This is a genomic window from Shewanella surugensis (assembly GCF_023284005.1).
In the GTDB taxonomy this organism is placed as follows: Bacteria; Pseudomonadota; Gammaproteobacteria; order Enterobacterales; family Shewanellaceae; genus Shewanella; species Shewanella surugensis.
The window spans coordinates 1-20503 of record NZ_JAKIKS010000055.1 but is presented as its reverse complement, the minus strand read 5'-3'; the positions used below and the strand labels follow the sequence as shown (position 1 = coordinate 20503).

At 41.3% G+C, this 20503-nt stretch carries 21 protein-coding genes and 1 pseudogene; 11 read left to right on the top strand and 11 right to left on the bottom strand.

The window, feature by feature from the left end; translation table 11 throughout:
• Window positions 1-25: 25 nt before the first annotated feature.
• The 10 genes and pseudogenes from L2764_RS14425 to L2764_RS14380 all read right to left on the bottom strand — a co-directional run bounded on the left by L2764_RS14425 (window position 26) and on the right by L2764_RS14380 (window position 8627).
• Window positions 26-301, bottom strand: a complete 276-nt coding sequence (locus L2764_RS14425; protein WP_248940949.1) for an HPr family phosphocarrier protein — start codon at window positions 299-301, stop codon at window positions 26-28.
• A gap of 3 nt (window positions 302-304) precedes the next feature.
• Window positions 305-1147, bottom strand: a complete 843-nt coding sequence (gene rapZ / locus L2764_RS14420) for an RNase adapter RapZ (protein WP_248940948.1) — start codon at window positions 1145-1147, stop codon at window positions 305-307.
• A complete protein-coding gene (gene ptsN, locus L2764_RS14415; protein WP_248940966.1) occupies window positions 1144-1587 on the bottom strand; it encodes a PTS IIA-like nitrogen regulatory protein PtsN in 444 nt (147 codons plus the stop codon). The genes rapZ and ptsN overlap by 4 nt, the downstream gene beginning before the upstream one ends.
• A gap of 404 nt (window positions 1588-1991) precedes the next feature.
• Window positions 1992-3470 carry an RNA polymerase factor sigma-54 gene (locus L2764_RS14410; protein ID WP_248940947.1) on the bottom strand — a complete coding sequence of 493 codons (1479 nt, stop codon included), beginning with the start codon at window positions 3468-3470 and terminating at the stop codon, window positions 1992-1994.
• Between the two features lie 258 nt (window positions 3471-3728).
• Entirely contained in the window at window positions 3729-4460 is a 732-nt protein-coding gene (lptB, locus tag L2764_RS14405) for an LPS export ABC transporter ATP-binding protein (RefSeq protein WP_248940946.1), read from the bottom strand.
• A 578-nt stretch (window positions 4461-5038) separates the two neighbouring features.
• Window positions 5039-5554: pseudogene (lptA, locus tag L2764_RS14400) on the bottom strand (lipopolysaccharide transport periplasmic protein LptA); the annotation flags it as partial.
• Window positions 5541-6098, bottom strand: coding sequence for an LPS export ABC transporter periplasmic protein LptC (gene lptC, locus L2764_RS14395; protein ID WP_248940945.1), 558 nt, complete (start codon window positions 6096-6098; stop codon window positions 5541-5543). The gene lptC and the pseudogene lptA, both read right to left, overlap by 14 nt.
• A complete protein-coding gene (kdsC, locus tag L2764_RS14390) occupies window positions 6095-6646 on the bottom strand; it encodes a 3-deoxy-manno-octulosonate-8-phosphatase KdsC (RefSeq protein ID WP_248940944.1) in 552 nt (183 codons plus the stop codon). The genes lptC and kdsC overlap by 4 nt, the downstream gene beginning before the upstream one ends.
• A gap of 1 nt (window position 6647) precedes the next feature.
• Entirely contained in the window at window positions 6648-7625 is a 978-nt protein-coding gene (locus L2764_RS14385; RefSeq protein WP_248940943.1) for a KpsF/GutQ family sugar-phosphate isomerase, read from the bottom strand.
• A gap of 42 nt (window positions 7626-7667) precedes the next feature.
• Window positions 7668-8627, bottom strand: a complete 960-nt coding sequence (locus L2764_RS14380) for a calcium/sodium antiporter (RefSeq protein WP_248940942.1) — start codon at window positions 8625-8627, stop codon at window positions 7668-7670.
• Window positions 8628-8805: 178 nt separating this feature from the next.
• Between L2764_RS14380 and mlaF the strand changes: the two genes are divergently transcribed.
• The 7 genes from mlaF (at window position 8806) to murA (ending at window position 13750) form a co-directional block, all read left to right on the top strand.
• Window positions 8806-9618, top strand: coding sequence for a phospholipid ABC transporter ATP-binding protein MlaF (gene mlaF / locus L2764_RS14375; RefSeq protein WP_248940941.1), 813 nt, complete (start codon window positions 8806-8808; stop codon window positions 9616-9618).
• A gap of 114 nt (window positions 9619-9732) precedes the next feature.
• Window positions 9733-10524: a lipid asymmetry maintenance ABC transporter permease subunit MlaE gene (mlaE, locus tag L2764_RS14370; RefSeq protein ID WP_283107020.1), complete on the top strand. Its 792-nt coding sequence runs from the start codon at window positions 9733-9735 to the stop codon at window positions 10522-10524.
• A gap of 185 nt (window positions 10525-10709) precedes the next feature.
• Window positions 10710-11183 carry an outer membrane lipid asymmetry maintenance protein MlaD gene (gene mlaD / locus L2764_RS14365; protein ID WP_248940964.1) on the top strand — a complete coding sequence of 158 codons (474 nt, stop codon included), beginning with the start codon at window positions 10710-10712 and terminating at the stop codon, window positions 11181-11183.
• Between the two features lie 17 nt (window positions 11184-11200).
• Complete coding sequence (locus L2764_RS14360; RefSeq protein ID WP_376708425.1) at window positions 11201-11917, top strand: MlaC/ttg2D family ABC transporter substrate-binding protein; 717 nt, start codon at window positions 11201-11203, stop codon at window positions 11915-11917.
• Window positions 11917-12210, top strand: a complete 294-nt coding sequence (locus tag L2764_RS14355; RefSeq protein ID WP_248940939.1) for an STAS domain-containing protein — start codon at window positions 11917-11919, stop codon at window positions 12208-12210. Before L2764_RS14360 ends, L2764_RS14355 begins: the two co-directional genes overlap by 1 nt.
• Before the next feature lie 13 nt (window positions 12211-12223).
• Window positions 12224-12481 (top strand): BolA family protein, encoded by a 258-nt coding sequence (locus L2764_RS14350; protein ID WP_248940938.1) that lies wholly within the window; start codon window positions 12224-12226, stop codon window positions 12479-12481.
• Window positions 12482-12490: 9 nt separating this feature from the next.
• Complete coding sequence (murA, locus tag L2764_RS14345) at window positions 12491-13750, top strand: UDP-N-acetylglucosamine 1-carboxyvinyltransferase (protein WP_248940937.1); 1260 nt, start codon at window positions 12491-12493, stop codon at window positions 13748-13750.
• A 93-nt stretch (window positions 13751-13843) separates the two neighbouring features.
• Here murA and L2764_RS14340 read toward each other — a convergent pair whose 3' ends face one another.
• Window positions 13844-15124: a glycosyltransferase family 4 protein gene (locus L2764_RS14340; RefSeq protein ID WP_248940936.1), complete on the bottom strand. Its 1281-nt coding sequence runs from the start codon at window positions 15122-15124 to the stop codon at window positions 13844-13846.
• On the opposite strand from L2764_RS14340, the gene L2764_RS14335 reads away from it, so the two are divergent.
• From L2764_RS14335 to cydC, 4 genes are all read left to right on the top strand, one after another.
• Window positions 15123-15596, top strand: a complete 474-nt coding sequence (locus L2764_RS14335) for a GNAT family N-acetyltransferase (protein WP_248940935.1) — start codon at window positions 15123-15125, stop codon at window positions 15594-15596. The two genes, L2764_RS14340 and L2764_RS14335, sit on opposite strands and share 2 nt — an antisense overlap.
• A 20-nt stretch (window positions 15597-15616) precedes the next feature.
• The gene (locus L2764_RS14330) at window positions 15617-15997 is read left to right on the top strand and encodes a DOPA 4,5-dioxygenase family protein (RefSeq protein WP_248940934.1); all 381 of its coding nucleotides are present in this window, start codon (window positions 15617-15619) and stop codon (window positions 15995-15997) included.
• Between the two features lie 242 nt (window positions 15998-16239).
• Complete coding sequence (gene cydD, locus L2764_RS14325) at window positions 16240-18075, top strand: heme ABC transporter permease/ATP-binding protein CydD (RefSeq protein ID WP_248940933.1); 1836 nt, start codon at window positions 16240-16242, stop codon at window positions 18073-18075.
• Window positions 18072-19937: a heme ABC transporter ATP-binding protein/permease CydC gene (gene cydC, locus L2764_RS14320; RefSeq protein WP_248940932.1), complete on the top strand. Its 1866-nt coding sequence runs from the start codon at window positions 18072-18074 to the stop codon at window positions 19935-19937. The genes cydD and cydC overlap by 4 nt, the downstream gene beginning before the upstream one ends.
• The last annotated feature ends 566 nt before the right edge of the window (window positions 19938-20503 follow it).

The window sequence follows — 20503 nt, the reverse complement described above, 5'->3', positions numbered from 1 at the left end:
TAATGGCTAAAGCATCTGTTTGGTGTTAGCATTCTTCATCAAATTTTGCGTTGATGAGTTCACTGACTGCATCGAGGGCTTCTTTAGCATCTTTGCCTTCGGCAACTAAATTGACTGTTTTCCCCATACCACTTTCTAGCATGAGTAAGCCTAAAACACTGGAGGCAGATGCTTGTTTATCATCTTGGATAAGCGTGATGCTGGCATCAAATTCAGACGCTAAAATGGCCAGTTTAGTTGCGGCTCTGGCATGTAATCCAAGCTTATTACAGATAGTGATCTCTCTGGTTAATTTCAGCATGATTTAGTCTAGCTCCCTATGTCTGGCTTGCACTTTATGCTTCCCGCCCATAAAGCGTCTCGCTAATTGTTCTGCTACATACACTGAGCGGTGTTGTCCCCCAGTACAGCCAATAGCAATAGTGAGATAACTGCGATTATTTCGTTCTAAGTGAGGTAACCATGTTTGTAATAAGTTTTCGATTTGCCAAATTAACTTATTGACCAAGGCTTCTTGATTAAGAAAAATTTGCACGGGTTCATCTAATCCTGTCATGGGCCTGAGTTCAGGCTTCCAATGTGGGTTAGGTAAAAAACGGACGTCAAATAAGAAGTCGGCCTCTTTGGGCATTCCGTGTTTAAAGCCAAAAGATTCGAAGTTGATGACAAGTTCTTTATTGGTACTGCCCAGTAAAATTTCTCGAATTTTATCGCTTAATGCGTAGATATTGAGTGTCGAAGTATCAATATAATAATCGAATCGTTTTGAAAGCGGTTCGAGGAGTTTTTGTTCGAGTTGAATGGCTTCTAATAAAGAGACTTTACTGCGTGAAAGGGGATGTAATCGACGGGTTTCACTGTAGCGTTTTAATAAGACTTGGTCATTAGAATTAATGAAGAAGCTACAGAGTTCTATGTCGCTAGGTAAGTTACCTAAATGCTTGTTTATTTCTTCCTCGTCCTCAGGCATGTTACGAATATCGACGCTAATCGCGACGCGCTCCGTACTGCCTGCAAGTTGATCTAGTAAGGGGGTCACCATCGGAAGAGGGAGGTTATCGACACAATAATAGCCAAGATCTTCAAGCACTCTTAAGACAACGGATTTACCCGATCCTGAACGCCCTGAGACCATGACGAGTTTCATTGCGTGATCACCTTATACAGCTCTGTATCATCTTGGGTTTTTCTCAGCTGTTTTAATATCGCTTTATCGTTAAGCTTTTCGGCCATTAGCGATAAAGTGGGGAGATGGTGTTCGCATTGTTCGGCAGGCACTAATAACGCAAATAATATATCAACGGGTTGCTTGTCGATCGCATCAAAGGCAATGGGGACCTCACACTTAATTAACACAGCGATGGGTTGAGTGATACTCTTTAACCGACCATGAGGGATTGCAATGCCATTACCTATACCGGTACTCCCCATTTTCTCACGCGCCAAAAGACTTTCAAAAATGTCTTGGCCAGAGAGTTCAGGATACTGAGCAGCAGCGATATCGCTAATGAGCTCGAGTACTTTTTTCTTGCTGCCAGGCGTTGCACAAGTGGTGCATTCCGGCTTAAGTATGCTGCTTAATTCCATCATTAACTATTTAATTTCATATTGTTTATTGTTTAACCTGAAGCGTTTTGGCCTCAGAGGACGAATGTTTTACCTTAGCTTATTCAGTATTTTTCACATGTAAAAGAATGATATGTGTTAATTCATAGGCTTCATTATCGTAGATAAAGATGCGCGTGAAAACTAAGGCGGACATTATGGATCTGATCTAAATACTGTTCAAGCTTTGTCTGTGTTTCTTATTATAATTCATTTATTGAATGCTAGCCTCACGATCTAGTTTGTAAAATAACCGCTTTTGAATAACTTTTAATCATAGTGTACATGATAATGAGTTAATCCATTTACTAAATTGAATACAAATTATTGTTAATGTCAACATATACTCTATATCTTGCCTCTGTCAGTGCTTTGAGCTTAGAAGCTTATAAACTTTTACGCTGATTTGACGGTGGGATTAACATAGCTTCTCGATATTTAGCTATTGTGCGGCGAGCAACGTTAATACCTTGATCGGCGAGTAATAGGGCCATTTTACTGTCGCTTAAGGGTTTTTGTTGATTTTCGTTCGCGACGAGTTTTTTGATGAAGGCGCGGATGGCAGTTGATGAGCACTCACCTCCGTCATCGGTGCTGACGTGGCTTGAGAAAAAGTATTTAAGTTCAAAAATACCTCTCGGAGTATGCATGTATTTTTGTGTGGTCACTCGAGAAATCGTAGATTCATGCATCTCTACCGCTTCGGCGATATCGTTAAGTACCATAGGTTTCATCGCTTCATCACCATATTCGAAGAAACCTTGCTGGAATTTAACAATACAATTGGTGACTTTGAGTAAGGTTTCATTGCGGCTTTCTAAGCTTTTGATGAACCATTTAGCTTCTTGTAAATGACCGCGAATAAATTGACCATCAGCCGGACTTTTAGTACTGCGAGCCATGGATGCATAGTGCTGATTAACATTGATTTTTGGCATGTTATCTGGGTTGAGCTCGACATGCCAACGTCCCTTCACTTTGGTGACAGACACGTCAGGAACCACGTATTCATCCTTGCTGGGCGAAATGGATAAACCGGGTCGTGGATTGAGAGTTTGTATTAGATTAATGGCCTGTTTTAATTCGTCTTCTTTGAGCTTTGTTTTACGCATTAATAAGCGGAAATCTCTTCCAGCAATGAGATTTAAATAGTCTTTAATGAGTAGCTTAGCGTTATCAATATGGGGCGTGTCGGGTGAAAAATGGGTGAGCTGTAATAATAAGCACTCCCCTAAATCTCTGGCCGCAACCCCAATGGGATCGAAGTGTTGTATGCGTTTTAAAACGGCAATCACTTCATCAAGCTCAATTTCATCATTGCCCATGGCTTCAAGGATTTCTTCAGCGCTCTGGGTGAGATAACCGCGTTCATCAATGGCGTCGATAATGGCAGTGGCAATGGCTAAGTCATTATCAGAAAACGGAGTGAGATTCTTTTGCCATTCTAAGTGTTCATACAGGCCTTCACTGGTTTCTCCTTGAAAAGGCATATCGTCACGTATTGAATGACTGCTACCAGAAGATGTGCTGTAAACCTCATCCCATGAGGTATCCATGGGGAGTTCATCAGGCATTGAGTCTTTAGTGAGGGCTTCAGGGGTTTCTATTGATGAATTATCTTGAGGAAGTGCCGCGTCAGAGTCGTTATTAAAAGAATCGTCGAGTAATATTGATTTTTCGTCATCATCGTTAGAGGCATTATCACTTTGCTCTTCATCAAGCTCTAATAAGGGATTATTGTCCAATGCCTGTTGAATTTCTTGTTGTAATTCCAATGAGGACAATTGTAGCAGGCGAATAGCCTGTTGTAATTGAGGGGTCATTGTCAGGTGTTGACCCATTCGAAGCTGAAGTGATGCTTTCATGTTACCGCTATTCCCTACTTGTCATTATCCTAATGATTGAGATTGATTGATGAAACGAGACTACCTAGGATGCATGGAACCAAAGAAATCGAGATGTTCGCTCATAATAAGACGGCTAGTTTATTTTCATTATCAAGCTTCAAACATAGAATAGTACGATATACGCATGATTAAATTAAGTGGGATTATTTTACCCCAATTTAATTCCTACCGTGTTTTAATGCGTTTTCTTTTAAAGACTTATTCATTGATTGCCCACTATAGCTTGAATTGCTCACCTAAGTACACTTCTCTGACTTGCTTATTGTCTAAAACTTCAGCCGGTGTACCTTCTGCGATTAAATTTCCCCGACTTACGATATAAGCATGTTCACACACATCCAGCGTTTCACGCACATTATGATCGGTGATTAATACGCCTAATCCTCTATCTTTAAGCTGCACAATGATTTTTTTAATATCAATCACAGAGATAGGATCGACACCCGCAAAAGGTTCATCGAGTAAAATAAACTTAGGATTAGCGGCGAGGGCACGAGCAATCTCAACGCGTCGACGTTCTCCACCGGAGAGTGCCATACCTTGACTGTCACGAATATGAGTGATGTGGAACTCTTCGAGTAGGTGTTCAAGTTGTTCATCACGGTTTTCTTGGCTTAAAGAAGATCGGGTTTGAAGCACCGCCATAATATTATCGCGTACGGATAATTTCCGGAAAATACTCGCTTCTTGTGGTAGATATCCAATGCCTTTACGGGCACGAAGGTGCATTGGATTTGAGGTGAGATCTTCATTATTAAGAAATATCTGGCCTTTATCACTTTGTACTAAGCCAACGACCATATAAAAAGTGGTGGTTTTACCTGCTCCATTAGGACCGAGCAAACCGACTATTTGTCCGGTGTTGACTTTTAGGCTCACATTTTGAACGACGGCGCGATTTTTATAGCTTTTCGCTAGATTTCGAGCTTCTAGTGTAATCAACGTCATTATTATTCCTGCTGCTCTTGGGTTGAGTCTGCTTTTACGCCTTGAAATACGTTGGATGCGGATACTGCTTGAGCCGATGTTGTCAATGTTGACGTTAACGATTGTAAGCTGGTTTTTTCATCTGCGAGCTGGACTGAGATGGCTTTCAATTGTGTGGCTGACGGTATTAATTGAGATAGCTGAGCTTCTAACTGGTTTTGTTGGGGCTTTAAATTATCAATCTGGGTTTGCAGATTGGCTTTTTTTAGGCTGAGCTGTGATGGCGTGATATCTATTGGTGCTTCATCCGCCATTAGTTGCGTCAATTGTGCTGTTAATTGTTTGCGTTGATTGGCAAGTTGTGACAATTTTGCTTTCAGTGCAGATTCATCTTTCACATCAATATGTGTTTGATCACTGATTTTCTCTGCGGCTTGAGTGATGTTTTTTTGCTCTTTTTGAGTGGGTTCAATGACTTCTTTTATGACTTCCTTTTTCTTTTTTTGAGGTGAATTCTGCTGTTTTTCTGTCGATTGAGAGGCCGGGGTTATTTGGGATTTACTTGTCGAGTCCGTTGGCGTTTTTTCGGTGATAAAGGGGGGGGGATTACTCGTGCTTTTTTTATAGGTTTCAGGTTGAATAATGGTAATAACGCGATCTTGTCCTTTCCCAGTACTTTCTGCCAATAACTTTTGTTGCTCGATATTATAACGTATACGACTGCCTGTGACACGGCTTCCGCCTTGTGCTAGTGTGGCTTCACCAATTAAAGTCAGTGTGCGAGTGGACAGTTCATAATGAATTTCGCGAGCACTCGCTTGAGCAGGGCGGCCATCATCCATAATTTGGGTATAAGTGGCTGGATTTCCGGTTGCGACTAGTGTTCTAGCGGTATCATCATTTTTAGAAAATGCTTGTAACTCTTCGGCATTAATTTTAATGGTACCTTGGGTGACGATAACAGGTCCATTAAAGATTAATTGGTTGTTTTTGATATCGGCTTCTTGGCTGGAAGCTGAGATTTTCACTTCTTGATCTAAATCTCCTTCTTTAGCTATGCCATTAAAACAAATCAAGCAGAGTAATGTGGCAATGATGGATTTATTTGGTTTCATATGTTCCTTCTACCTGACTAGTCAGCTTTACTGTTTGGGCATTGAGGTCGGCATAAAGACCTTTTCCTTCGATGGTAAAATCGACACCAGTGATATAAATACGTTTATTTGAAGTCATAATCTTGGTGTTGAGATTGAGCTCTAAGAAGTCAGTTTTGACTGTCCTCAAGGGTTGTTCTGGGCTCAATGAGTCGATAATAACATTATCTTCTAAAGTGACTATTCCGGTGACTTTATTTAAAGTGCCTCTATCCGCACGTAGACGCCATTTTCCTTGCCTGTTATCAGGATAAATCCAATAAACTGGCTGAGTAAAATAGGTCATATTAGTGGCATCAAAATGCTCCATATTTTTGGCAGATACTCGGCTATTAATCAAGCCGAGTTTGTTATATTCCACCCCTGAAAGATCCTCAACAATATAATTAGGGCGTTGGCTGGCATCGACGTTGAGTGCCTGATTATCTTTCTTCGATTGCACTTGCCAATATAAAATGATCGCAGTACCAAATAAAAGAACAATGGCGATGCTAACACGACTCATATGCTCATTCCATGCGCGGTTTCAAATTTACCTTGGCTTAGTAACAGTAAATCGGTGAGTTCACGTAATGCGCCATGTCCGCCTTTAATCGTGGTGATCATATCTGCATTTTGTTTGACATAGGGATGTCCATCAGCAACGCAAATGGATAATCCAACGACGTTCATGACAGGCAGATCAACCATATCATCCCCAATATAAGCCACTTCTTCTGGACGCACAGCGTAAAGTTCAAGTAATTCATGATAAGGTACCTGTTTATCATCGATGCCTTGATAAATATGAGTGACGCCGAGTGCAGTCATTCTGTTCTCGACAATATGGGATTGTCGCCCAGTAATAACCGCGACCCCAATATTGGCTGAGAGTAATGAGCGAACGCCATAACCATCACGTGTGTGAAAGGTTTTTAATTCCTCACCACTGTTACTCATATAGACTAGACCATCAGAAAAAACACCGTCTACATCGCAAATTAGCAGTTTGATTTTTTGCGCTTTTTTCCAAAGAACATCTTCAATGGGGCCATAAAATCCTGAATGTGACATATTAAATAACTCCCGCCTTGACCATATCAAGCATATTGAGTGCACCGATCACTTGCTGTTTTTCATTGATAACAATTAAACCGTTGATGTTTTCTTCATCCATGACTTTTAATGCTTGCGCTGCGAGTATATTGTCATCGACAGTCACACAACCTTTAGTCATTACATCTCTAATAGGGGTTTTTCGTAAGTTGATTTCGGCATCAATGACGCGGCGTAAATCTCCATCAGTAAAAATCCCTACTAACATCTGATTGTCATCGACAATCGCTGTCATGCCTAGGCCTTTTTTTGATATTTCGTATAAGGCTTCGGAGATACAAATATGGTGGCTTACGCACGGTAAGTGTTCACCTTGATGCATGACATCTTTTACTTTTAATAACAGTTTTCGCCCTAAGCTACCACCTGGATGAGATAATGCAAAATCATCTTGAGTAAAGCCTCTTGCTTGCAATAAGGCAACCGCTAAAGCATCACCCATTACTAATGTTGCGGTGGTACTGGAAGTCGGGGCTAATCCTAATGGGCAGGCTTCTTCAGGTACTTGAATACATAAATGTAGCTGTGACAGCTTGGCCATATTCGAGCTAGGGTTACCGGTTACGGCAATCAAGGGTAATCCTAAGCGTTTGATAACCGGAAGTAATGTCAGTATCTCGGCAGATTCGCCAGAATTGGAAATGGCCAAAATGACATCAGCTTTACTTAATACGCCTAAATCACCGTGACTAGCCTCTCCTGGATGAACAAAGAAGGCGGGTGTTCCTGTGCTGGCGAGAGTGGCAGATATTTTATTACCAATGTGACCCGATTTTCCCATACCCATGACAATGACTTTGCCTTTACAATCAAACATGAGCTGACAGGCTTGAGCAAATTCAATGGAGTCTACATATTGATAAAGATTTTCTAGGGCCTGTTGTTCAATCTTAATAACATTTCTGCCCCATTGGCGTAATTCATTTTCATCTACCATTTTGATCTCTCTATAGAATCTTATTAGACCTTCGTTTATCAATTAAGACAGAAAGAGGGCCGTTTGGTATAAAACAAAGGTAATAAGGAGCACAACGCCATGCCAAGGCTTTAGCTGTCTTGCGCGCCCGCTTAATAAAATCAATACGCCTAGTGCGCTACTTGTTCCCAACACCATGTAATAATCACGGCTTGTGGCAGAAATATCGACTGCGCCGGGAGCAATGAGTGCGGGTAGTGCTAATACTGCCAAAATATTAAACAGGTTTGAACCCACAATATTACCAATCGCTAAATCATCTTCTTTTTTCAGTATCCCTGCGATACTTGCGGCAAGCTCAGGTAAACTGGTTCCGACTGCGATAATGGTGAGTCCTATCACTAAATCGGATAAATGATAAGCTTTAGCAATACCGACAGCGCCTTGTACCATCCAGTCGGCAGATAAAGGTAACAATACTAAGCCAACAACAAGCCATAATACCGCTTTAGGGGTGGGTACGTCAGTAGGTATCTCATCGTTCAGTTGATTTTCGAGAGGATCGTCTGATTTATTTCGAAGCGCGTGCCAAATAAGGTAGCCGATGAGAATGAAAAAGACGGCCACTAACATCATGCCTTCCATTCGATTGAGATGCCCATCATGGAGAAAGTAACCCGCAATCGCCGTTGCGCCCAACATCATTGGAATTTCACGTTTCAGAGTTTGTGATTGAACTGCAATTGCGCCTAATAGAACGGTGAGGCCTAATATGAGGGTAACATTGGCAATATTCGATCCTAATGCATTACCGATGGCCATATCTGTCTGGCCATTGATTGATGCGGTTGCAGCGACGAACATCTCTGGCGCCGAGCTACCCATGGCTACAATGGTTAATCCTATGAGCATCGGCGGTAAACCAAAATTTCGAGCAAAGGCTGCAGCACCATAGACAAATCTGTCTGCACTCCAAACTAGAGTAACCAAGCCTGCAAGTAGTATGAAGATATTAAATAGCATTTGATTATAATTTTTAGAAGTATTGACGCGCATTTTCGCTGGATTTGAAGTAAATTGAAAGTATTGAGGCGAGATAGTCTAGATTATGTTGTTTCTATTTTATCAATTTTGTACAATTTATCACTCTATTATTGTCAGGGTGACCTGATATTTTATCTTATAAATTCCGGATTTAAGTATGACTCAAACGCAGAAACCGCTCATTGAGATTCGAAATTTGGGCTTTAGTCGTGGCCAACGTGTTATCTATAATGATGTCAGTTTATCAATACCTAAAGGTAAAGTGACGGCTATCATGGGACCCAGCGGGATCGGAAAAACGACCTTATTGAAACTGATGGGGGGTCAGTTAACCCCTGATTCAGGACAAGTGTTGTTTGATGGGCTTGATATTCATCGATGTAGCCGTTCAGAATTATTTTCGATACGTAAACGTATGAGCATGTTATTTCAAAGTGGGGCACTTTTTACGGATATGAATGTCTTTGATAATGTCGCTTTTGCATTACGGGAACATTCTGGATTATCTGAGTCCATCATTGAACGCATTGTATTAATGAAATTGGAGGCGGTAGGTCTTCGTGGTGTTGCTAAGCAGATGCCTACAGAATTATCTGGAGGAATGCAGCGTCGTGCCGCTTTAGCCAGAGCCATTGCTTTAGAGCCCGAAATGGTCATGTATGATGAACCTTTTGCGGGACAAGATCCTATTTCGATGGGGGTATTAGTTAAGCTTATTAGAGAACTATCAGATGCATTAAATTTGACGTCTGTGGTGGTCTCTCATGATGTACAAGAAGTGTTGAGTATTGCCGATTATGTGTATGTGATGGCGGATAAAACCATTATTGCTCATGGTACGCCAGAAGCATTGCGACATGCTGATATTGCACAATTAAAACAATTTATTGAAGGTGCTCCCGATGGACCGGTACCCTTTCATTATCCGGCTGCAGATTACCAGGAAGAGTTGTTGCATGGTTTGAAATAAAGACTACGACAAAGAACGACTGTTAAAGGCTGATGTTTGGTCTTTGTAAGGATTGAGGAAGGAATAGGCTTTTTCTACATAATTAGATAGAAAGTTAATTAAGGATGGGTGTGGATGAGTGTGATTGTGATTGATAAAATCGCGAATGTTGGGCGTTGGGCGATTGATAATGTGATGGGTATGGGCCGCGCCGGGATCATGTTATACAGTGCGATTGTGAGGTTACCTCGATTTAAAAAAGGCACTGCATTGTTGGTAAAACAGCTGTATGTGGTCGGTGTTCAGTCGATGGTGATCATTTTAGTCTCAGGCTTATTCATCGGTATGGTGTTAGCGCTTCAAGGCTATACTATTCTAGTGGGGTATGGCGCAGAGCAAAGTTTAGGCCCGATGGTGGCATTGAGCCTATTACGTGAACTTGGACCGGTGGTAACGGCATTATTATTTGCTGGCAGAGCGGGTTCTGCGTTAACCGCTGAAATTGGACTGATGAAAAGTACGGAACAATTATCGAGCTTAGAAATGATGGCCATTGATCCATTAAGGCAGATTATTGCCCCCCGCTTTTGGGCTGGGGTCATCAGTTTACCCTTGTTAGCATTAATGTTTAGTACTATTGGTATATATGGTGCCCATATAGTCGGGGTCGATTGGAAAGGTATTGATTCTGGTAGCTTTTGGTCAATTTTACAAGCGTCGGTTGAATGGCGAAGTGACATTGTTAATTGTTTAATTAAAAGTGTGGTGTTTGCTGTAGTAGTCACTTGGATAGCCTTATATCGTGGTTATCATGTTATTCCAAATCCAGAAGGGATCAGTAAAGCGACAACTCAAACTGTGGTTCAGTCCAGTCTAGCAATATTAGCATTAGACTTTTTAATGACCACAATGATGTTTGGTCAGTAATAGTGAAACTTGGCTGAACATAAGATGAATAAGGTTAATTGTGTTTATTTAATTTTAGTCCGTGAGCGTGATGAGATGATAAGTTAGGTAGGCATATCATAAGTCGATGGCAACAAGTAATGGGTTGTCGTTAATTGATAAATTTAGATACATTGGGTATCGACAGTGAGAGTGGTAATAAAGGTATGTTGACACGGAAAATTGAAATACTCGTTGGACTGTTTTTGTTGGCAGGGTTGGCGGCGTTTCTAGTGTTAGTCTTTAATGTGGCTAATGTGCAAGTGAGCAGAGGTGATAGTACCTATACCTTGTATGCCAAGTTTGGTAACGTCGGTGGATTGAAAGTACGCTCGCCGGTCAAAGTGGGTGGGGTTGTTGTAGGGCGAGTGAAGGCAATTAAGCTTGATCCTGTGAAGTTAGAGCCCGTGGTCACCTTATTGATGGATAAACAATATTCGTCTTTTCCTGATACCAGTAGTTTAGCTATTTTAACATCGGGACTATTGGGGGAGCAGTTTCTTGGGCTGAAACCTGGATTTGTTGATGATGGCGTGTCGATGTTGAAAAATGGTGACAGTATCGATGATACCCAATCAGCATTGATCCTCGAAGATTTGATTGGTCAGCTGTTATATAGCATGTCTTCCAAAAGCAAATAAACGGAGTTGAAACTATGTTGAAAAAATTATTAAGCAGTGCTGTCACTGTTATTTTATTGGGTTCAAGCGTGACAGTGTATGCGCAAGATACCAATGCAGCCTCAGTGGATAAGCAAACTCCAACAACTCAGAAAAACGTTGATTCAAGTAGTATTGCGATTAATACCAAAAACCCTTATAGCATGATTGAAGGCGCGGCGAACAAAACTTTTGCCAGTTTTCATAAAGAGCAAGCAAAAATTAAAGCGGATCCAAATTATTTAAAAGTCATCATTCAGGATGACCTTATGCCTTATATTGATTCGAAGTATGCTTCATATAAGGTGATGGGTCAGTATTTACGTGATAGTACCAAAGAGCAAAGAAACAATTTTGTCAAAGCGTTTACGAGCTACCTGATCACGACCTATGCGCAAGCATTTACTGAGTATACGGATCAAAAAATTCAGTTTTCACCAGCTAAAGACTTTTCGAATGAGAGAATGGTTAATGTGGATGTTCAGGTGATTGAGAAAGGTCGTCCTCCCATTAAACTCATTTTTAAAGTAAGACGCTTGAAAGATGGTACTTGGAAAGCCTTTGATTTAGTTGCAGAAGGTGTCAGTCTTTTATCGACTAAACAATCAGAAATTGGTAATTTAATTCGCCAACAAGGTATTGATAAAGTCACTGATACGTTGAATGAGAAAGCGCAAGGATCGATCAGTAGTCAGGCTAGTGAGAAGGGAAAATAGTGGCGACGTTTACCCAAAAAGATAAAGTTTGCCACATAAGTGGTCAATTAGGCCAAAGTGATGTGATAGACTTATGGCCTAAAAAAGAGAGTTTATTAGCGCCTGACACCCAAGTGTTAGAGCTAAGTCTACTAGAGTTTAGTGATAGTGCTGGAGTGGCATTCTTATTTGAATTAGCCAGCTTAGTGGCAAATAAGGGCCAAAAATTAGTCTTAAAGGCCCCAGCAAATCAACTTAGAAAATTAATACAACTATATGATTTAAAAGATTTCTTTGTTAAAGAAGTAATCTAAGGTGAAATGATCCATGGAATGTAAAGAGATTGAAAGTACACTACTTGAGGCTTTATCTTTAGAGGAAGTGCATGTTAGCCAAGAGGGGACTCATTACAAAATTATTGCCGTGGGTGACTGTTTTGATGGGATGAATCGTGTTAAACAGCAACAAATGATCTATGGGCCATTGATGGCGCATATTACCAGTGGTGAATTACACGCTATTACCATAAATGCTTTTACTGTTACGCAATGGAAGCGTGAAAAAGTATTTAATATGCCAAGTTAGAGAATCATTGTGGATAAATTAGAAATAACCGCCAGCTCTGCGCTGGCGGGTAGCGTTGTGATCTCTGGGGCAAAAAATGCGGCTTTGCCAATATTAATGGCAGGTGTGTTAGCTGAAACGGATTTTATCGTTTCTAATGTCCCCAATTTACGCGATGTGAATACCAGTTGTGAACTATTACGTTGTCTTGGAGCTAAGGTGACGCAGTCGACATCTGGGCGAGTGTGTATTTCAACTGATAGCCTGAATGAGTTTTGTGCACCTTATGATTTAGTTAAAACCATGCGTGCTTCCATTCTGATTTTAGGCCCGTTATTGGCTCGATATGGCAAAGCCGATGTGTCACTTCCTGGTGGGTGTGCGATTGGTGCGAGGCCTGTAAATTTACATTTACAGGGTTTAGAGCAAATGGGCGCTCACATTGAAGTGAAAGAAGGTTATATCAAGGCTCGCGTTGATGGTCGCTTGAAAGGCGCACATATCTTTATGGATATGGTGAGTGTCGGTGCGACTGAAAACTTACTTATGGCTGCTGCTTTGGCTGATGGCGTGACGGTTATAGAGAATGCTGCTCGAGAGCCTGAGATTATTGATTTGGCTAATTGCTTGATAGCAATGGGCGCTAAAATAAAAGGTGCGGGAACGGATAGCATTCGTATTGAGGGGGTGGAGTCTCTTCAAGGTTGTGAATATCGAGTGATGCCCGATCGTATTGAAACAGGGAGCTTTTTAGTGGCAGCCGCTGTTACTCGCGGACGTATTCGTTGTTTAGATGCGGATCCTTCCACACTAGAGGCTGTGCTCGCCAAACTGGAAGATACTGGCGCGAAAATTACCACAGGGAAAGATTGGATTGAGCTGGATATGCAAGGCAAGCGGCCAAAAGCCGTGAATATTAAAACGGTGCCTTATCCGGGCTTTCCCACCGATATGCAAGCACAGTTTTGTGTATTAAATGTCCTTGCTGAAGGGACGGCAACGATTATAGAAACGATTTTTGAAAATCGTTTTATGCATGTGCCTGAGCTTATACGCATGGGAGCTCATATGGAGCTTGAAGGTCATACTTGCGTTATCCAAGGCATTGAAAAACTGAATGGTGCGCAAGTGATGGCAACGGATCTGCGTGCTTCTGCGAGTTTAGTGATTGCAGGCCTTGTGGCTGATGGCAAGACTACAGTGGATCGTATTTATCATCTTGATAGAGGCTATGAACACATTGAAGATAAATTTAAAGGATTAGGCGGTCAAGTGATCCGCGTACAGTAATCAGTTACTGAATAGTTTCTTTTATTAAAAAGCCATTCTCTCGAATGGCTTTTTTGTGTTTAAAGAGATAAAGACCCTACGGTGGTAGATGAACTACTCTACGAGTTTGTTTTTTGCTTCAATCCATTGCGACATATATTGCGTACTCTTCATGCTGTGATGAAGTAACATCGACCCTAAAAAGTTATCTTGTCGATGTTTAGACAGTGCTTGGTTGATGTCATTAATGCGCTGCATGAGTAAGGTTTGATATTTTGACTCATCAAAACGTTGCTTGAGCCATTCAGGACAATTTTTTTGTAAATTGAGCCAAAGTGCATTATTGCTGTAGAGCTCAATGGCGTGCTGAGCAAAAGTGTCAAAGTTATCAGTGCTCAGTAGCGTTGTGGTATTTGAAGAAAGGCGGGCATTTTCGTCTACAGTATTGTCATCTGTAAATAGCCCTTCGCTTCCAATTGAGGTGGTCACGCAGGGTAACCCGCACTCTGCGGCATCAATAAATTTACCTTTTAGGCCCGCTCCAAATCTGAGGGGTGATAGTAATACTCTGGCATTGGATAGCATGGCTTTAGCATCATCGACCCAGCCTTTGACTAAAAACCCTTGTTTTTCATTATGTAATTGAGTGGCTTTCTTGGGAGGGTAAGCGCCATAGATGTGCAGCTGGGCTTGAGGTAGCTGTTTACGGATGAGTGGCCATATGTGTTGTTTCAAGCATAAGACGGCATCCCAATTGGGCTCGTGACGAAAGTTGCCAATAGAGACAAAGTGCGCTCTTTGATCAAATGTGTTGAAATGGACGTTATTTAATGGTGTGAGCATAAAAGGAATATAAATTAACAGTGATTCATCTACCTTGAAACGCTCTTTTAGCAGTGTCATTTCATATTCGCTGATCATGATGCTTAAGTCACAGCGCAAAATAGCCGCGATTTCTCGTTTAGCTTGATCGTTATATAAATGATTATTATCGACATCTTTAATCACCATTTTTGGATTAGCCTTAGCCATTTTTTGCCGAGCAAAACGTAAGCAGTGTAAATCTTCTGTGTCGAGTATTTTTAAGGCTCTCGGGCAGTGTTTTTCAACGCGCCACGCAAATTGCTCTTCCATCATGAAGCGATCAAAAAGCACAATGTTAGGTTGTAATTCAATGATAAATTCATCAAAGCGGGGATCATTAATTTCAATATTGACGGCGCGAATATTTAACTCAGATAAAACGATGGCATGCTCGCTAGTTTGGGCAGGGCTTGCGTAGGTTATCTGGTATCCTTGCTGCAAAAATGTGTTGAGAAGCTGCAACATACGAGAGCCGGCAGCACTGGAATTGGGTTCGGGCCAAACATAGCCTATAACGAGAAGTGTTTTCATGATGGCTATTATACCCAATGTGAAGCAAGCAGGGCAGATCAAGGAAGCAGTAATGGATATAAAAGTGACTCTTAAGCCTTTAAAGGAAGAGATTGAATCGATTTATGCGGGATTAAGTGAATTTAACTGCGCTTACTTTTCCGATTTAAGCGAGCAAAGTATTGCGTGTTTTATCCGCGATGAAGACAATAAAATTGTCGGTGGGTTAACCGCGCTAATCTTGCTGGAATCATTACATGTGAATTATTTGTGGTTAGCCGAGTTTATTCGTGGAGAGGGGTTAGGTAAACAACTCATTAATAGGATTGAAGCAGAAGCTAGATTGAGAGGTTTAAAAAACCTATTTCTTGATACCTATACTTTCCAAGCACCTCGTTTTTATGAACGTTTAGGGTTTGTTGAAGTGGGGCGCTTTCGAGATTATCCTAAAAAAGATGTGGACAAGATATTCTATCGAAAACAGATTGCATAAGTAGCAGTAAGGATAATCTAATGTTAAAGAGCAAAAATATAGAGAATAAAAATGCCACTTTGCCTGACAATATTCATGAGTTTTATCATGCCCATGTTTATTTTGATGAAGCATCACTGGAATGGGCAACGAAACTTTGCCAGCAAGCCGCTAGGTCATTTGAACTCAAGCTTGGACGTGTGCATCAAAAGTTGGTCGGGCCTCATCCTTGTTGGAGTTGTCAGCTCGCTTTTGCTCAAGATCAATATGAACATGTGATCCCATGGTTGGATGAAAATAGGCAGGGACTGTCTATTTTAATTCATGCCGATACTGGCCATGATTTAAAAGATCATACCGACTATGCGTCATGGTTGGGTGAACCTTTGCTCCTTAATCTATCGTTATTTGATAAAGGTTGATGGTGTGAGGGGCAGTGTCATCTTTGTTAACCATTAAGGTATTGTTAATGCATTGAATCATTTTTGAAAGTAAACCTTCATATTATTATCGAAATATTCATTTTTGACTTGCTGTTCTGTGCACCGAGTAGCATTTTTTTATAACTGAGTATCTTCTAATATTGATGCTTGGGATACTAACCTTGTATAAAACTGGTTTGGGTATTAGCCCTTAGCTATTTAATCCTTTAGTTTGGAGCATCATGGATAAATCCCAAGAGAAGTCATTACTCCTGTGGTTAAAATCACATAAAAAGGCTTGTGGTCACTATTTATCGTTAAGTGTTCTGCTGGGAATGTTAACTGGGGGAGCATTGGTCGTGCAGGCGTGGTTGTTAGCGACAAGCCTACATGGTCTCATTATTCTTCATTTACCTAGGTCGGCCTTTACGGCGGAGTTCATTGCTCTTATCGGTATTATTATGTTTAGAGCATTGTTGGCTTACGGCCGAGAACGTATCAGCTTTATGGCAGGTCAGCGGCTTAGGGAGCAGATAAGGGAAGCGGTGCTGACTAAATTAGGAGAACTTGGCCCTGCGTTTATTAAAGGGAAACCAGCTGGAAGCTGGGCGAGTATCGTATTAGAACAAGTGGAAGATTTGCATGACTTTTATGCAAAGTATTTGCCGCAAATGATGTTAGCTGGTTTTATCCCCCTTATTATTTTGGTGATTGTTTTTCCTATCAATTGGGCGGCAGGATTGATGTTGGCGTTAACGGCCCCTTTAATCCCCATGTTTATGATTTTAGTCGGTATGGGGGCTGCAGATGCCAATCGAAAAAACTTTACAGCCTTATCGCGATTAAGTGGCCATTTTATGGATAGGCTAAAAGGACTCAGTACGATTAAATTATTTTATCGTGGAGCCGCTGAAGAAAAAGCAATAGAGAAGGCATCGAACGAATTTAGAGAGCGGACCATGTCGGTACTTAAAATGGCATTTTTAAGTTCGGCAGTGTTAGAATTTTTTGCTGCGGTATCAATAGCAGTATTGGCAGTCTATTTTGGTTTCAGTTATTTAGGTCATCTTGATTTTGGCAGTTACGGTACTCCCGTGACACTTTTTACCGGTTTTTTTGTGCTTATCTTAGCGCCTGAATTTTTTCAGCCATTAAGAGATCTAGGCACTCACTACCATGCGAAAGCGCAAGCGATAGGTGCGGCAGAAGCACTGCAAGAGTTGTTGTCATTTGAAGTAGAAAGTCAATCCATAAAGAGTCTGCCTGAAGCGGATATTGCTCCTGCTTTAGTCAATAGCGGCTGTGAAAAGGTGAGTGGGCCTGTAGGTGTTAAAATAAAAAATTTAGTTGTCACCAGTTTTGAGGGGCATCAATTACTCGGTCCGCTTAGTTTTGAGTTAAACGCTGGAGAGCATATGGCTATCGTTGGGCCCAGTGGCGCGGGAAAAACCACTTTGTTAAATGCATTATTGGGTTTCCTTCCTTATACAGGGGAAATTTGGATTAATGATGTGTTGTTATCTGAGATGGATGTAGCGCATTGGCGAAAGCAGCTCACTTGGTTAGGGCAAGATCCCCAATTATTTCACGGCACAGTCCGTGATAATGTGGCGATGGCGAACCCCAACTTAACAGATGAAGCCATTGTGCGTTTATTAACGCAAGCTAAGGTGATGGACTTTGTCGAACAATTAGCGCTAGGGATAGATCATCCCATTGGGGAGCAATCATCAGGTGTTTCTGTTGGTCAAGCTCAACGTATTGCTTTAGCACGCGCATTAGCACAGCAGGCTCATTTGTATTTATTGGATGAGCCCACAGCCAGCTTAGACAGTCAGAGTGAGCAAGCCGTGTTGCTGAGTTTATCGGCGGCGATGCAAGATAAAACCAGTATTATGATCACTCATCGCTTAGATCAACTTCAACATAAAGATCAAATTCTGGTATTAGACAAAGGCAAGCTGGTTCAACAAGGCCTGTTTGATGTGATAGCCGCTAAAGAAGGCCTTTTTAGTGACATGTTGAATGAAGTGATGCAGCCCTTTACACTATCTTCTGAGCAGGAGGGGAAAGTATGAAGGCGCTCATTCCTTATTTGAAAATGTTTAAAAAGCAGTGGTTCATGTTATCAGTGGGCATACTGCTTAGCGTAACGACCTTGCTTGCAGGCATTGGCTTATTGTCTTTATCGGGATGGTTTTTATCCGCTGCTGCAGTTGCAGGGTTAACCTTGGTGACATCTCAAGCCTTTAACTTTTTCACCCCTGCTGCTGGTGTACGCTTCTTTTCTATTGCTCGAACTGCAAGTCGTTATGGTGAGCGGCTAGCAACGCATCAAGCCACGTTTCAATTATTAACGCAATTAAGGTGTTGGGTATGGAGCAAGTTATTACCTTTGAGCGCTCAAGATTTACAAGGAATAAGGCGAGGGGATCTCCTTAATCGGCTAGTGTCAGATATTGATACCTTAGATCATCTTTATTTACGTTTAATCACTCCCATTTTTGCTGCTTTATGTGCGCTATTGGGCCTCTATTTCTTTGTTTCTTTCTTTGATGTGCATTTGGCAATGGTGTTATCCGGATTATTACTTTTAGTCTTGGTGATCATGCCTGCACTTTTCTATCGATTGGGACAAAAACCTGGGCGGTTGTTAGTAGAGACTAAGCGTCAATATCGCATTATTTTATTAGATTATATTCAAGGTCAGGCTGAATTGACCTTATTCGGTGCTCAGCATCGATATCGGGAGGAGCTAGCCCGTATTGCTGTGAAGCTGTATAGCAATCAAAAAGCCATGGCGAATATTACTGGATTAAGCCAAACATTATTGATTGTATTTCATGGCGCGACGCTAGTCGTGTTGATGTATCTAGCCGCATCGGGTGTCGGAAGTGCTAATCCACCGGGTCCCATGCTTGCTCTGATAGTGTTTATGACGATGGCAACCATTGAAATGTTAATGCCGATCGCTGGGGCTTTTCAGCATCTATCGGCATGCATTACATCGGCAACGAGAGTCAGTGAGTTAACGGAACAAACACCCAGTATCTCGTTTCCTCGTCATGAGGATAGTCACAGCACTATTGATAGTACTCTTTATAGCACTGTAAGTAACAGCATAGAAAGTACGATAACGAATGTTGGAAAAGATAGAGTAAGAGAAAACAATGTTGTGGAGGCGGCATTAGCAATCAATAACCTTCACTTTAGTTATGACGGTAAGCAATCTGTGTTATCTGGCGTTAATCTTTCGATTGGGAAAGGAGAGAAGGTAGCGTTACTGGGAAAAACAGGTTGTGGAAAATCGAGTATATTATCCCTTGTTACCAGAGACTGGCTTGCTGATCAGGGGAGTATTAGGCTTGAAAGTCGAAATATTGATGAATTGAGTGAGGCCGAGTTAAGACAAAGCATGACGGTTATGAGTCAACGGGTTTATTTATTCAGTGGCACGCTTAGGGATAATCTTATTCTTGCTTTAAATGAACCGAGCTCATGTGTACCTCATCAAAATAATGCTGAGATTGATGAGAAATTCATTAATGTGCTACAGCAAGTTGGACTTGGAGTGTTACTCGAACCCATTGAGCCGAAATGTAATCCGTTAGAGCAATGGATTGGTGAAGGCGGAAGGCAACTCTCAGGAGGAGAGCAAAGGCGGATAGGTGTCGCAAGGACATTATTAAGAGATGCGCCATTGCTATTACTCGATGAACCGACAGAAGGACTTGATAAAATAACAGAGCGTGATGTTTTACGCTTATTATTTCACTTTGCCAAAGACAAAACCTTGCTAATGATAAGTCACAGATTAACGGCTATGCCGATGATGGATAAAGTGCATATTTTAGAAAGTGGGGAAATCAGAGCCTCGGGTACGCATAAAGCGCTATTTGAAAGTGATGACTATTACCGAAGTCTTTATTTAAGTGTTTAAGCACAGCATCATTTAAGCTAGTTTTTAAATGGTTGATTTAAATAACAGCGATAAAGGTTCTTTTTGTGGGTAAGTTTGTGGGTAATGAGTGGGAATACTGTGCTTAATAAAGAAAGTGAAAATAAATGCTATTTATCGCTAAAAAGCGCTTGTGCTTAGCTCAAATTTCCCTATAATGCGCAACCACTGACACGGCAAAGCAGGCTTGCTACCTAGTTGAAAGAGTAGAGAGTACGGGACTTGCAGCGGTGTTAGAGAGAATAATCTCTTCGGATTTTAATTTCAGGTGACAAGCGCTTTAAGGGCTTCGGTTTTGATTGACTTTCACATCAGTGATTAAGAAATCAACACTTGAAAAACTTCTTAAAATAAGCACTTGACGCCGAGACTGGAGAGTGTAGAATACGCCTCCTTAAGTCAACGACCTAGCGTCTTAGACTGCTAGCTGAAAAATTCGTTTTTCATACTAGCAACGCTCTTTAACAATATGACAAGCAAATCTGTGTGGGCACTCACAGGTGTTGAGTTATTCGAAATTGCTTTTATTTCTTCGGATTGAAAGCAAT